This is a genomic window from Variovorax trehalosi, from assembly GCF_051216415.1.
GTDB lineage: Bacteria > Pseudomonadota > Gammaproteobacteria > Burkholderiales > Burkholderiaceae_C > Variovorax.
On the sequence record NZ_JBPJZG010000011.1, the window covers coordinates 38377 to 50286 of the forward strand.

At 67.1% G+C, this 11910-nt stretch carries 13 protein-coding genes and 1 riboswitch; of the genes, 5 read left to right on the plus strand and 8 right to left on the minus strand.

Annotated elements, in window-relative coordinates:
* The first annotated feature begins 126 nt into the window (after positions 1-126).
* The 3 genes from ACSFA7_RS30470 to ACSFA7_RS30480 are packed head-to-tail and all read left to right on the plus strand — an operon-like array spanning position 127 to position 4202.
* Entirely contained in the window at positions 127-1917 is a 1791-nt protein-coding gene (locus tag ACSFA7_RS30470) for an IlvD/Edd family dehydratase (protein WP_435502805.1), read from the plus strand.
* A 52-nt stretch (positions 1918-1969) separates the two neighbouring features.
* Positions 1970-2791, plus strand: coding sequence for a fumarylacetoacetate hydrolase family protein (locus ACSFA7_RS30475; RefSeq protein ID WP_435502806.1), 822 nt, complete (start codon positions 1970-1972; stop codon positions 2789-2791).
* A 49-nt stretch (positions 2792-2840) separates the two neighbouring features.
* Positions 2841-4202, plus strand: coding sequence for an MFS transporter (locus ACSFA7_RS30480; protein WP_435502807.1), 1362 nt, complete (start codon positions 2841-2843; stop codon positions 4200-4202).
* A 12-nt stretch (positions 4203-4214) separates the two neighbouring features.
* On the opposite strand, the gene ACSFA7_RS30485 is transcribed toward ACSFA7_RS30480, so the two are convergent.
* A complete protein-coding gene (locus tag ACSFA7_RS30485) occupies positions 4215-5153 on the minus strand; it encodes a LysR family transcriptional regulator (protein ID WP_435502808.1) in 939 nt (312 codons plus the stop codon).
* Positions 5150-5674: a GNAT family N-acetyltransferase gene (locus ACSFA7_RS30490; RefSeq protein ID WP_435502809.1), complete on the minus strand. Its 525-nt coding sequence runs from the start codon at positions 5672-5674 to the stop codon at positions 5150-5152. The genes ACSFA7_RS30485 and ACSFA7_RS30490 overlap by 4 nt, the downstream gene beginning before the upstream one ends.
* 49 nt (positions 5675-5723) lie before the next feature.
* Here ACSFA7_RS30490 and ACSFA7_RS30495 point away from each other — a divergent pair, with 49 nt between their 5' ends.
* The gene (locus tag ACSFA7_RS30495) at positions 5724-6380 is read left to right on the plus strand and encodes a DedA family protein (RefSeq protein WP_435502810.1); all 657 of its coding nucleotides are present in this window, start codon (positions 5724-5726) and stop codon (positions 6378-6380) included.
* A 77-nt stretch (positions 6381-6457) separates the two neighbouring features.
* Here the strand turns inward: ACSFA7_RS30495 and ACSFA7_RS30500 are convergent, their stop codons facing one another.
* From ACSFA7_RS30500 to tsaE, 3 genes are all read right to left on the minus strand, one after another.
* Positions 6458-6745, minus strand: a complete 288-nt coding sequence (locus ACSFA7_RS30500; protein WP_435502811.1) for a glycine zipper domain-containing protein — start codon at positions 6743-6745, stop codon at positions 6458-6460.
* Between the two features lie 152 nt (positions 6746-6897).
* A complete protein-coding gene (locus ACSFA7_RS30505; RefSeq protein WP_435502812.1) occupies positions 6898-8400 on the minus strand; it encodes an N-acetylmuramoyl-L-alanine amidase in 1503 nt (500 codons plus the stop codon).
* Positions 8397-8912 (minus strand): tRNA (adenosine(37)-N6)-threonylcarbamoyltransferase complex ATPase subunit type 1 TsaE, encoded by a 516-nt coding sequence (tsaE, locus tag ACSFA7_RS30510; RefSeq protein WP_435502813.1) that lies wholly within the window; start codon positions 8910-8912, stop codon positions 8397-8399. The genes ACSFA7_RS30505 and tsaE overlap by 4 nt, the downstream gene beginning before the upstream one ends.
* Here tsaE and queG point away from each other — a divergent pair.
* Positions 8898-9980: a tRNA epoxyqueuosine(34) reductase QueG gene (gene queG, locus ACSFA7_RS30515; protein WP_435502814.1), complete on the plus strand. Its 1083-nt coding sequence runs from the start codon at positions 8898-8900 to the stop codon at positions 9978-9980. The genes tsaE and queG overlap by 15 nt on opposite strands.
* Here queG and arsC read toward each other — a convergent pair.
* Genes arsC through ACSFA7_RS30530 form a run of 3 tightly spaced genes read right to left on the minus strand, consistent with a single transcriptional unit; the run spans position 9977 to position 11612 of the window.
* Positions 9977-10357 (minus strand): arsenate reductase (glutaredoxin), encoded by a 381-nt coding sequence (arsC, locus tag ACSFA7_RS30520; RefSeq protein WP_435502815.1) that lies wholly within the window; start codon positions 10355-10357, stop codon positions 9977-9979. The two genes, queG and arsC, sit on opposite strands and share 4 nt — an antisense overlap.
* A gap of 26 nt (positions 10358-10383) precedes the next feature.
* Entirely contained in the window at positions 10384-11067 is a 684-nt protein-coding gene (locus ACSFA7_RS30525) for a glutathione S-transferase family protein (RefSeq protein ID WP_435502816.1), read from the minus strand.
* 32 nt (positions 11068-11099) lie between these two features.
* The gene (locus ACSFA7_RS30530) at positions 11100-11612 is read right to left on the minus strand and encodes a 6,7-dimethyl-8-ribityllumazine synthase (protein WP_176656500.1); all 513 of its coding nucleotides are present in this window, start codon (positions 11610-11612) and stop codon (positions 11100-11102) included.
* Between the two features lie 100 nt (positions 11613-11712).
* A riboswitch (FMN riboswitch) is annotated at positions 11713-11876 on the minus strand.
* Between the last annotated feature and the right edge of the window lie 34 nt (positions 11877-11910).

Below are 11910 nucleotides of genomic sequence, written 5' to 3' on the forward strand. Positions count from 1 at the left end.
TGCCTAAGCTTGCGCCCGCACCACAAGAACGCACCGGAGACACCCGAACGAATCGCGATGGCGAAGCCATCTCGCGAGGGGCCGTCTCGCGCGCTCTTTCCGCTCACCCCACTGAACAGAGACGCCATGACAACAACCCGCCCCCTCCGCTCCGCCGCGTGGTTCAACAACCCCGAGCACAGCGAACTCTCGGTCCTGCACCTGGCCTGGTACCTGAACTACGGCCTTACGCGCGAAGAACTGCAGTCCGGCAAGCCCATCATCGGCATCGCGCAGAGCGGCTCCGACCTCACGCCGTGCAACCGCCACCACCGCGAGCTGGCGCAGCGCGTGCGCGACGGCATCCGCGAGATGGGCGGCATCGCGATGGAGTTCCCGATGCATCCGATCCAGGAGAACGGCCGCCGCCCCACCGCCGCGCTGGACCGCAACCTCGCGTACCTGGGACTGGTGGAAATCCTCACGGGCTATCCGATCGACGGCGTTGTGCTCACCACCGGCTGCGACAAGACCACGCCCGCCGCGCTCATGGCCGCGGCCACCGCCAACATCCCCGCGATCATCCTGTCGGGCGGGCCGATGCTCAACGGCTGGCACGACGGGCAGCGCACGGGCACCGGCACCACGCTGTTCAAGGCGCGCGAGCTGTTCGCCAAGGGCAGCATCGACTTTCCCGGCTACATCGACCTGGTCGCCTCCACGGTGCCGTCTGCCGGCCATTGCAACGTGATGGGCACGGCCTCCACGATGAATGCGCTGGCCGAGGCCCTGGGCATGAGCCTGCCCGGCTGCGCCGCGATTCCGGCGCCTTATCGCGAGCGCGGACAGATGGCCTACGAGACGGGGCGCCGCATCGTCGAGATGGTGCGCGAGGACCTGAAGCCCTCGGACATCCTCACGCGCTCGGCCTTCGAGAACGCGATCGTCGTCAACTCGGCCATCGGCGGCTCGACCAATGCGCCGATCCACCTGGTCGCCGTGGCCAAGCACGCGGGCGTCGATCTGACCGTGCAGGACTGGGAGACCGTCGGGCTCGAGGTGCCGCTCATCCTGGACATGCAACCCGCCGGCAAATACCTGGGCGAAGAGTTCTACCGCGCGGGCGGCGTGCCCGCCGTGGTCGCGGAACTGCATCGCCACGGCCTCATCCGCGAGGACGCGCTCACCGTCAATGGCAAGACCCTGGCCGTCAACTGCGCCGATGCGCCGGTGAAGGATGCCGACGTGATCCGCTCCTTCGGCAATGCGCTGAAGGAGAACGCCGGTTTCCTCGTCATGTCGGGCAACCTGTTCGACAGCGCGATCATGAAGACCAGCGTGATCTCCGACGAGTTCAGGGCGCGCTACCTCAGCACGCCGGGCGATACCGATGCCTTCGTCGGGCGCGCCATCGTGTTCGACGGGCCGGAAGATTTCGAGCGCCGCATCGAAGACCCGACGCTAGACATCGACGCGCGCTGCATCCTGTTCATGCGCGGCGTCGGGCCTATCGGGCATCCGGGCTCGTCGGAGGTGGTCAATATGCGCGCGCCTGCGCACCTGCTCAAGAGCGGCGTGTCGGCGCTGCCGTGCATCGGCGACGGGCGGCAGTCGGGCACCTCGGGGTCGCCCTCGATCCTGAACGCCTCGCCCGAGGCGGCTGCGGGCGCAGGCCTTGCGCTGTTGCAGACCGGCGATGAGGTGCGGGTCGATCTCAAGCACCGCACCGTGAACATGCTCGTGAGCGACGAGGTGCTGCAGGCGCGTGCGCGTGCACTCGAAGCAAGCGGCGGCTACCCGATCCCCGAGAGCCAGACGCCCTGGCAGGAGATCCAGCGCGCCATGGTGGACACGCTCTCGGAAGGGATGGTGCTCAAGCCCGCCACCAAGTACCAGCGCGTCGCGCAGACCGCGGGCATACCGCGCCGCAACCACTGACGCACTCACCGGCACAAGCAAGCCAGATTTTTTCAACTATCGGAGTCGAGTAATGAAGTGGATGACTGTTCGAACGCAGGACGGCCTGCGCGTGGGCTATGTGAAGGAGGGCGCGTGGCAACCGGTCGATGCGCCGAACCTGCAGGCCATCGTGGAGGGCGCGGCCTGGCGCGATGACGGCGCGGCCGTACCGCTCGCAAGCGTGGAGCCCTTGGCCCCGCTCGTTCCGCGCAACATCGTCTGCGTGGGCGCGAACTACCGCGACCACTGCATCGAGACGGGCCTCGCCATTCCCGAGAAGCCGGTCATCTTCGCCAAGTTCGGCAACACGCTGGCCGCGCACGGTGACTCGATCACCTGGCCCGAGGGCTTCACCGAGAAGGTCGACTGGGAGGCCGAGCTCGGCGTGGTCATCGGCCGCCGCGCGCGCGGCGTGCGCGAAGCCGATGCGCTCTCGCACGTGTTCGGCTATGTCGCGGCCAACGACGTGAGCGCGCGCGACGTGCAATTGGGCGAGGCGCAGTGGGTGCGCGGCAAGTCGCTCGACGGCTTCTGCCCGCTGGCGCCCACCTTGGTCACGCGCGACGAGATCGCCGACGTGCAGTCGCTCGGCATCTACTGCCGCGTCAATGGTGAGGCGGTGCAGTCGTCGAACACGCGCGAGATGATTTTCTCGGTCGCCTACCTCATCGCCTACCTCTCGCGCGCGATGACGCTGGAGCCCGGCGACCTGATCCTCACCGGCACGCCCGCGGGCGTCGGCCTCGGGCTCAAGCCGCCGCGCTTCCTCAAGCGCGGCGACGTGATGACGGTGGAGATCGACGGCCTGGGCGCGGTCACGAACCCCGTTCATGGCGCCGTCGCCCGCGGCTGACGGCCCGGCGCATCCGCACAGACACAACAACCATCCGGAGACAACAACAATGACAACAAGCCCCTACAGCGACCTGGTGAGCGGCGCGATCCGCAAGGCGCGCTGGCGTCTTCTTCCGATGCTGATCGTCATGTACATCATGTCGATCCTGGACCGGGTCAACGTCGGCTTCGCCAAGAGCGCGCTGCAGATCGACACCGGCATCAGCGACAGCGCCTTCGCGCTGGGCGCGGGCATCTTCTTCGTGAGCTACGCGATCTTCGAGGTGCCGAGCAACGTGATCCTCTCGCGCGTCGGCCCGCGCATCTGGCTGTGCCGGATCATGGTGACCTGGGGGCTCGTGGCGTCGGCCATGATGTTTGCCACCAGCGAGATGTCGTTCTATGTGCTGCGCTTCTTGCTGGGCATTGCGGAGGCCGGCTTCTATCCGGGCGTGCTGCTCACGCTGACCTACTGGTTCCCCGCGAAGGTGCGGGCGCAGGCCAACGGCATCCTCCTGTTCGGCTTTGCGGGCGCGCTGGTCATCGGCGGGCCGATTTCGGGTGCGCTGCTCGACATGCACGGCATCGGCGGCCTGAAGGGGTGGGAATGGATGTTCCTGATCGAGGGTGCGATGGCGGTGGTGGTGGGCATCGTCGCGTTCTTCGTGATCGTCGACCGGCCGCATGCCGCCCCGTGGCTCACGCGGCCCCAGCAGGACGCGCTGCAGGCGGTGCTCGACCAGGAGGCGGCCGAGAAATCGGTCGACAGCCCGCACACGGTGATGCAGACGCTGCGCAACCCGAAGGTGATGTTCTTCGCGGTGAACTTCTTCATCGTGCAGATCGCCGCCTACGGCCTGATCTTCTACTTGCCGAGCCAGGTGGCGCAGATCCTGGGCCAGAAGATCGGGCTCATGGTGGGCTTCGTCACCAGCATTCCGTGGGTGCTGGCGCTGTTCGTCGTGTACTTCGTCACGCGCTGGTCGGACCGCCACCATGACCGGCGGCGCATCACCGTGGCCACGCTGTACACGATCTTCGGTGTGTGCGTGTGCCTGTCGGCGCACGGCTCGCCGATCTTCGCGATCGCGGTGCTGTCGATCGGCGCATCGACCTACCTCTCGGGCACGCCGATCTTCTATGCCTTCCTGTCGGAGCGGCTCTCGGGGCTGGGCATTGCCACGGGCATCGCGCTGGTGAACTCCATCGGCAACCTCGGCGGCTTCGTCGCCCCGAGCTTGAGGACCTATGTGGAGCAGCACCACGGCGGCTCGGCGGCCGGGCTGTACGCGCTGGGAAGCGCGGCACTGCTCGCAGCGCTGATGCTGGCCTGCATGCCCAAGGGCTGGCGCAAGGTCGCGGCCGCGCCGGTGCGCGGTGCGGCGCGGCCGGATGCGGCGCTCAAGACGATGGCGCCGCGCCGGACCTGAAGCTGGTGCGGCTCAGAGCGCGCGCCGCCATGCGCGCGACAGGGCCTGCCAGGCGCAGGCCACCTCCGGCCGCTTGAGCGATCCGGCCAGGCAGACGAAGCGCAGGTCGCAGTCGATGCTCACCCGGTCGGCGATCACCAGCCCGTCGCGCTGGCTGGCGCGCAATGCCACGGCGTCGCGCGCCAGCGAAATGCCCACGCCCGCACGCACCAGCGCGAGCATCGAGGTTTCCTGGTCGGCCTGTGCCGCCTTCTTCAGCACCAGCTTGTGCGCCTGCAGCACGGGCGCCAGCAGCCGCGAATGCGAGGAGGTGGCAGGCGCGAGCACCCACGGCAAACACGCCAGGTCCAGCCATTCGCGCCCCAGCACCTGCGGCGCCCAACCGCTCGGGCCGATCACCTGGTAGGCGAAGCGGGTCAGCACCTCCGAATGGAACGTCTTGCCGTCGCTGCGCCGCGCGGCCGAGTTGGCCTGCGGCAGGTCGCTGGCATCGGGGTCGCCCAGGTAGAAGCCGATGTCCAGCTCTTTGCTGAGGAGCCTGGCCAGCACTTCGCCGCTGGTGCCGTGGTGCAGCTCGGTCTCCAGTTCGGGCGCGAGCGTGACCAGCTCTTTCAGGAGCGGGCTGAGCCGCGTGAACTCCGGATCGAGGATGGTGCCGATGCGCAGCGATCCGCGCACGCCGCCTTTGAGCCGGTCCGCGGCCACCGCGAAATCGTTCAGGCCTTCGAGTGCATGCTCTGCGTGGTTCAGCAGCGCCGCGCCGTCGCGCGTCAGCAGCAGGCCCGTGGGCGTGCGCTGGAACAGCTCCAGCTCGACCAGCGCGCCGAGCTCCTTCAACTGCAGGCTTACCGCCGGCTGCGTGAGGAAGAGGCGCTGCGCGCCGCGCGACACCGAGCCCTCGCGGGCGACGGCCACGAAGGCCTGCAGGAGCCGCGGATCGATCTTCTTCATGCCGCGCCTGTGGCCACGGTATCCACGGAATTTTGCAACTGCTTGTACATGACGAAGGCATCCACGAAGCCGTGCTGCGGATGCCGGAAGGCGCCGGGCAGCGTGCCGACGATGGCGAAGCCCATCCGCTGCCAGAGCTGCACCGCGCGCTTGTTGGTGGACACGACGAAGTTGAACTGCATCGCCAGAAAGCCCATGCGCAGGGCCTGCTGCTGCGAGTGTTCGCACAGCGCCGACGCCACGCCCAGGCCGCGCGCCGCCTCGGATACCACGTAGCCGCAGTTGCTCACATGCGCGCCCTGTCCGGGCTGGTTGGGCTTGATGACGTAGGTGCTGAGCACTGCGCCTTGCTCGTCGCACGCAATGAAGGTGGCGGTGGGAACTTTCGTCCACGAATGACGTGCTTCGTCTTCGGTCACGTCGGTGGCGAAGGTGTAGGTGTCGCCGCGGCGGAACGTCGGTTCGAGCACGGCCCAGATGGCCGGCCAGTCCGCATCGAGGGCTTCGCGTATGTGAATCATGGGGGAATTCGAAAAGGGCACAGAACGCCAACAAGGATAATCCGCGGCCATGGAAATCATCAGCTTTCTCGTCGACTTCATCCTTCACGTCGACAAACACCTCGAAGCCTTCGTCATTGCCTACGGGCCCTGGGTTTATGCGCTGCTCTTCCTGATCGTCTTCGTGGAGACCGGCGCGGTGGTGATGCCGTTCCTGCCGGGCGATTCGCTGCTCTTCATCGTCGGCGCGCTGTGCGGCGCGGGGCTCATGAACTTTCCGCTGGCCTGCGGCATCCTGATCGCCGCGGCCATCCTCGGAGACCAGACCAATTATTCGATCGGCCGCTACTTCGGGCCGAAGGTCTTCCAGTGGGAGAACTCGCGCTTTTTCAACCGCAAGGCCTTCGACCAGGCCCACGGTTTCTACGAGCGCTATGGCGGCATCACCATCATCCTTGCGCGCTTCATGCCTTTCATTCGCACCTTCGCGCCGTTCGTTGCGGGCGTGGCGGAAATGAGCCGCGCGAAGTTCACCATGTACAACGTGGTGGGCGCGCTGATCTGGGTGCTGGGCATCGCGACGGCCGGCTACTTCTTCGGCAACCTGCCGTTCGTGAAGCAGCATCTGGACAAGATCATCTGGGCGCTGATCTTCGTGCCGGGGCTGTTGGCGATCTTCGGTGCTTGGCGCGCCTCCAAGGCTGAAAAGGCGCGGGCCGCTGCATAGGCCTGAGGCGTTTCAGCGGACAGAAAAAAGCGCGCCGAGGCGCGCTTTTTTTCATTCAGCCAACCGCTGGAGCCCGCTCAATAGCGCGGACCGTTGCTCGGGTAGTAGTTGCTGCCCTGCGGATAGCGCTGCTGGTTGTAGTAGTTGCGCTCGTCGGCATTGCGGCCGACCTGGTTACCGATGAGGCCACCGATGGCCGCACCGCCCACCGTGCTGGCCGTGTTGCCGCCGATGGCATTGCCCACCAGCGCACCGCCGACTGCACCGACGCCAGTACCGAGGTTCTGGTTGGGGCCGCTTGCGCAGCCCGCAATCGCCATGACCGACGTGGCTGCAAATGCAGCGATCCAGAGACGTGTCTTCATGATGTGCCCTTTCGAGGAGTGATGGTTCATCATCATCAACAGGGCCGTTCGTCATGTGTAGGAGCCTGCCGCGCCTGCCTGTGCGGTGTGATGGGCCGCCCGGCGTGGGACAGAAGGGCGTGCTTTAGCTTTACAAAACGCCGCGTGCGCGATCAGAGTTGCCGGCTGCGCGCCAACGGCGGGTTCTGCGCGAAATAGCGCTGGATGCCGCGCATGAGCGCATCGGCCAGGCTCTCCTGGTAATCGACGCGGCGCAGGTTGGCTTCTTCCTCGGGGTTGCTGATGAAGGCCGTTTCCACCAGCACGCTCGGGATGTCCGGCGCCTTCAGCACCGCGAAGCCGGCCTGCTCGACCTGGCCCTTGTGCAGTCGCGCACCGATGCCCTTGATCTCGCCGAGCATCGCGCCGCCGAGCTTCAGGCTGTCGTTGATCTGCGCGGTCGTGCTCATGTCGAGCAGCGCGCGCTGCACCTGCGCCTCGTGGTTGCCGACGTTGACGCCACCGACCTTGTCGGCGTCGTTCTCCTTGTTGGCCAGCCAGCGCGCCGCGCTGCTCGATGCGCCGCTCTGGCTCAGCGCGAACACGCTGGCGCCGCGCGCGGCGGGCGTGGTGAATGCATCGGCATGAATGCTCACGAACAGGTCGGCCTGCACGCGCCGCGCCTTCTGCACGCGCACGCCCAGCGGCACGAAGAAGTCGGCGTCGCGCGTGAGAAAGGCGCGCATCGGGTTGCCGTTGACGCTGCCCGCATTGATGCGGTCGCGCAGACGGAACGCGACCTGCAGCACGATGTCTTTCTCGCGCGTGCCACTCGGGCCGGTGGCCCCCGGATCCTCGCCGCCGTGGCCGGGGTCGAGTGCCACGATGATGATGCGGTCGGTGCGGCTCGCCGTGGCGCCGCCGCGTGCAGCTGCGACGGGCGGCGACACGGGCTTCACCGGCGCGGTGCCCACCACGGGCGGCAGCGGCGCCGGCGCCACGAGCACGGGCGGTGCGGAAGGCCGGTCGGCGCCCGCTACGACAGGCGGCGCGGGCGCTGCGGGACCGGGCCGCATCGACTGCTGCGCCATGAGCTCGCCCAGCGGATCGCCCGCGGGCATCGCAGGGCGCACCGGCGCTGCAGGTGCGGAAGGCGCAATGCCCGCCACCGCCGGGGCGCTCGTGCCGCTGCCCGGCTTGGGTGCATCGCGCAGCCGCTCGGCGATCAGCGCTTCCATCGGGTCGATGGCTTGTTCGGGATACAGGTCGAGCACCAGCCGGTGCTTGTAGGCGGCCACGGGCGCGAGGGAGAACACCTGCGGGCGCACCGTCTGCTTCAGGTCGAACACGATGCGCACAACGGTCGGTGCGTTCTGCCCGACGCGAAGGCCATTGATGTACGGATCGCCCGGCTTGATCTTGCCGACCAGTTCGCGCAGTTCGCTGTTGAGCTCGATGCCTTCGATGTCCACGGCCAGCCGCGGCGGGCTGCCCACCACGAGTTGCTGCGAGCTGAGCCGCGCATCGGACTCGATGGTCACGCGGGTGTAGTCGGCTGCGGGCCAGACGCGCACCGCGAGGATGGTGGCGCCGCGTGCGATCTGGTGCACGCCGAGCATCAGCGCGATGCTGCCGCCCTGCAGCAGCACGCGCCGTTTCAGTCCACCCGCCTTCATGCGGCGATGCGCGCCAGCAGATCGCTGCCGCGAGGGGTGTTCGCCAGGAGGGTCACGCTGCGTGTGTCGTCTGTCATTGCTTCTATTTTAATAGCGAGGTCGGCAACCGGTGTGCGGCCCGCGGCGTTTTCCGGCCATTCGGCCAGCTTGAGGCCCGGCCCCGCGAAGATGTCGCGGAAGCCGGCGTCGTCCCATTCGCGCGGGTCGGCGAAGCGGTAGAAGTCGAAATGGAAGATCTGCAGTCCGTCGGGCGCCTCATGGGGCTCGACCACTGCATAGGTGGGGCTCTTGATGCGGCCTGCGATGCCGAGCGCGCGCAGCAGGTGGCGAACGAAGGTGGTCTTGCCGGCGCCGAGGTCCCCTTCGAGGGCGATGAAGGCATCGCGCAAGGCGGGCGCGGCGGCGAGCGATTGCGCGAAGGTGTCGGTGTCGGCTTCGCTGCCCCAGCGCAGGACGCGGGTGCGGGGGATGCCCTTGGGCGTTTCTACAATCGGCAAGTGATCGTCAGCCATCCACTCGTTGTTCGTATTCAGGCTTTGGCCCGGGAACTCGGATTCTCCCAAATCGGAATCGCGGGCGTCGATTTATCGAGCGCCGAGGACGGTCTGATGCAATGGCTGGCCCATGGGTTCCATGGCGAGATGCAATACATGGAAACGCACGGCACGCGCCGCGCGCGTCCCGCAGAGCTGGTGCCGGGCACCGTGAGCGTGATCACCGCGCGCATGGACTACCTGCCGCGCGACACCTCGCCCGAGTGGCAGGTGGTCGAGTTCGACCGTCTCACGCGGCCCGGCGAGGCCATCGTGTCGGTCTATGCGCGGGGCCGGGACTATCACAAGGTCCTGCGCAACCGGCTGGCAAAGCTGGCCGAGAAGATCGCCGAAGAGGTCGGCCCCTTCGGCCACCGCGCGTTCACTGATTCGGCACCGGTGCTCGAAGCCGAGCTGGCTTCGCGCAGCGGCCAGGGCTGGCGCGGCAAGCACACGCTGGTGCTGGACCGCGATGCGGGCTCGATGTTCTTCCTCGGCGAGATCTATGTGGATATGGCGTTGCCAGAGAGCGAGGCGGTCACCGCGCATTGCGGCAGCTGCAGTGCCTGCATCGGCGTGTGCCCGACGCAGGCGATCGTCGCGCCGCGGAGGCTCGACGCGCGGCGCTGCATCTCCTACCTCACCATCGAGCACAGCGGGCCGATCCCGGAGGAACTGCGGCCCTTGATCGCCAACCGAATCTACGGCTGCGACGACTGCCAATTGATCTGCCCCTGGAACAAGTTCGCCAAGAAGAGCGCGCTGCCTGATTTCGACGCACGCGAAGGCCTCACGGGGCGCACGCTGGCCGAGCTCTTCGCGTGGACCGAGGACGATTTCCTGCGTCGCACCGAGGGCAGTCCGATACGGCGCATCGGGCACGAGCGGTGGCTGCGCAACATCGCGGTGGCGTTGGGCAATGCGGTGCGATCAGGCGAGGGCGGCGCAAAGGACGCGTTGGCCACGCGCGCCGAGCATCCGAGCGAACTGGTGCGCGAGCACGTCGCATGGGGCCTGGCGCAGCAGGCCGAGGCCCCACGACTCTAAGCGGGCAGTATTTCCCGCACGCGTTCCCATGGCCGGCACATCAACGTGCCGCGCGGCGAGACGACGATGGGGCGCTGCAAGAGAATCGGGTTTTCCACGATCGCATCGAACAGCTGGTCGTCGGTCCACTTCGGATTGGCCAGCTTCAGTTCTTCGTACGGCGCCTCCTTCGTGCGCAGCAGGTCGCGCGCCGTCGTTCCCATGGCTTTCGTCAACTCGCGCAGCTTCTTTTTCGAAGGCGGTGTTTCCAGGTACAGCACGATCGTCGGCTCCACGCCGCTCTCGCGGATCAAGCCCAGCACGTTGCGCGACGTGCTGCAGTTGGGCTTGTGATAGATCGTCATCGGGTAATCGGTGGTGGGGGTGCGTGCGGTCATGGTGTCGATTATCGGAAGAGCGGGCGTCAGTCCTTCTTGGCTTCCTCGTCCATCGAGAACGGAAAGCGCGCGGCCCAGAACTCGGCCAGCCGCGGATCGGCATCCACGCGCCGCACCACGCGGGCCATGCGCGGCGCCACGCGGTAGAAGCGCCGGCGCTGCGGCGTCCAGCGCGACAGCACCGTCACGTACAGGTCGAGCATGCTGATCTTCTCGCCGAGCAAGTAGGGCGCGGGCTCGTCGATCTGCGTGTCCATCAAGTGCCAGCAGTGCGCGATGCGCTCGGCGGTGCGTTCGAGCATCGCGGGCTGCGCCGCAGGGTCGGGTGTGAGGCGCGTGGGATCGTCGCGCACCCAGAAGAGCGAGTAGATGGCCGCTGGCAGATAGACCATCCAGCGCAGGTAGCGCGCGCGCAACGGGTCGTCGGGCGTGGGGCAGAGCCCGGCTTCGGGATAGCGATCGCCGAGCCAGATCAGGATGGCCGCGCTCTCGGTCATGAGCTCGCCCGAGGGAAGCACGAGCGCGGGCACCTGGCGCATCGGATTGACATCCGCCACGCGCTCGCGTTCGGACTCGCCCTCCCAAGGGGACATATCGACGGTGTCGACCTGCGCGCCGATCAGCGTCAGCGCCGCATGGACCGGCGTGGCGCCCGAGCCGGGCGCGCCGTAGAGGATGTAGCGGTCTTCGGAAGCAGGTGAAGAAGCCATCCGCACAGGTTACTGCGGACGGCCCCCCGTTGTCACGCAGCCAGTGCCGCGTCCACCTTCTTCAGTGCCTCGAGCGTCTTGAAGCAGGCTTCGGCCACTTCGGTGCCCTTGATCGCGAAATGGCGATGGAAGTACTTGCGGTGCTCCACATGCTCGTGGAAGTGGTGCGGCGTGAGCACGGCCGAGAAGATCGGTACGTCGGTCTCCAGCTGAAGCGACATCAGCGTGCTGACCACCGTGTTCGCAACGAACTCGTGGCGATAGATGCCGCCGTCGACCACCAGCGCGCAGCCGATGATGGCCGCGTACTTGCCCGAGTTGGCCAGGCGCTTGGCGTGCAGCGGAATCTCGAAGGCGCCGGGCACATCGAAGATGTCGATGAGCTCGCGCGCCACGCCCAGGCGTGCCATTTCTTCGAGAAACGCGTCGCGTGCTTGGTGGACGATGTCGGAATGCCACTGCGCCTCGACGAAAGCGATGCGCTCGCCGCGCGACGAATTCGACGCGGTGATGGCGGAGAGGGGAAGGTCGTTGATCTGACTCATGGTGTGCCTCTGAAAAGCAGGTTTCCTGAATCAGGGCGCACGAAACCGCAAAGCCCGCCGCGCGCTCGTGCATGGCAGAGCGCGCGGGCATGCCCGCATTTCGCGCTCTCTTTCATCCGGACTGTGACCGTCGGCTTCGGAATCGCACCGAAATCTGCTGACCCCTCGGCCTGCTTGCACAGGCCTTGGGCGCTCGCGGGCTTGTGCAGCTTTTCAGCCGCCATCACCGCCGGTGGGGAATTGCACCCCGCCCTGAGAACGCTTGCCGCCCGGCGAACCGGGCGACGGCCGCGATTCT

Coding starts and splice junctions, on each gene's coding strand:
- ACSFA7_RS30470 (WP_435502805.1), top strand. CDS start 127: ATGACAACAACCCGCCCCCTCCGCTCCGCCGCGTGGTTCAACAACCCC.
- ACSFA7_RS30475 (WP_435502806.1), top strand. CDS start 1,970: ATGAAGTGGATGACTGTTCGAACGCAGGACGGCCTGCGCGTGGGCTAT.
- ACSFA7_RS30480 (WP_435502807.1), top strand. CDS start 2,841: ATGACAACAAGCCCCTACAGCGACCTGGTGAGCGGCGCGATCCGCAAG.
- ACSFA7_RS30485 (WP_435502808.1), bottom strand. CDS start 5,153: ATGAAGAAGATCGATCCGCGGCTCCTGCAGGCCTTCGTGGCCGTCGCC.
- ACSFA7_RS30490 (WP_435502809.1), bottom strand. CDS start 5,674: ATGATTCACATACGCGAAGCCCTCGATGCGGACTGGCCGGCCATCTGG.
- ACSFA7_RS30495 (WP_435502810.1), top strand. CDS start 5,724: ATGGAAATCATCAGCTTTCTCGTCGACTTCATCCTTCACGTCGACAAA.
- ACSFA7_RS30500 (WP_435502811.1), bottom strand. CDS start 6,745: ATGAAGACACGTCTCTGGATCGCTGCATTTGCAGCCACGTCGGTCATG.
- ACSFA7_RS30505 (WP_435502812.1), bottom strand. CDS start 8,400: ATGAAGGCGGGTGGACTGAAACGGCGCGTGCTGCTGCAGGGCGGCAGC.
- tsaE (WP_435502813.1), bottom strand. CDS start 8,912: ATGGCTGACGATCACTTGCCGATTGTAGAAACGCCCAAGGGCATCCCC.
- arsC (WP_435502815.1), bottom strand. CDS start 10,357: ATGACCGCACGCACCCCCACCACCGATTACCCGATGACGATCTATCAC.
- ACSFA7_RS30525 (WP_435502816.1), bottom strand. CDS start 11,067: ATGGCTTCTTCACCTGCTTCCGAAGACCGCTACATCCTCTACGGCGCG.
- ACSFA7_RS30530 (WP_176656500.1), bottom strand. CDS start 11,612: ATGAGTCAGATCAACGACCTTCCCCTCTCCGCCATCACCGCGTCGAAT.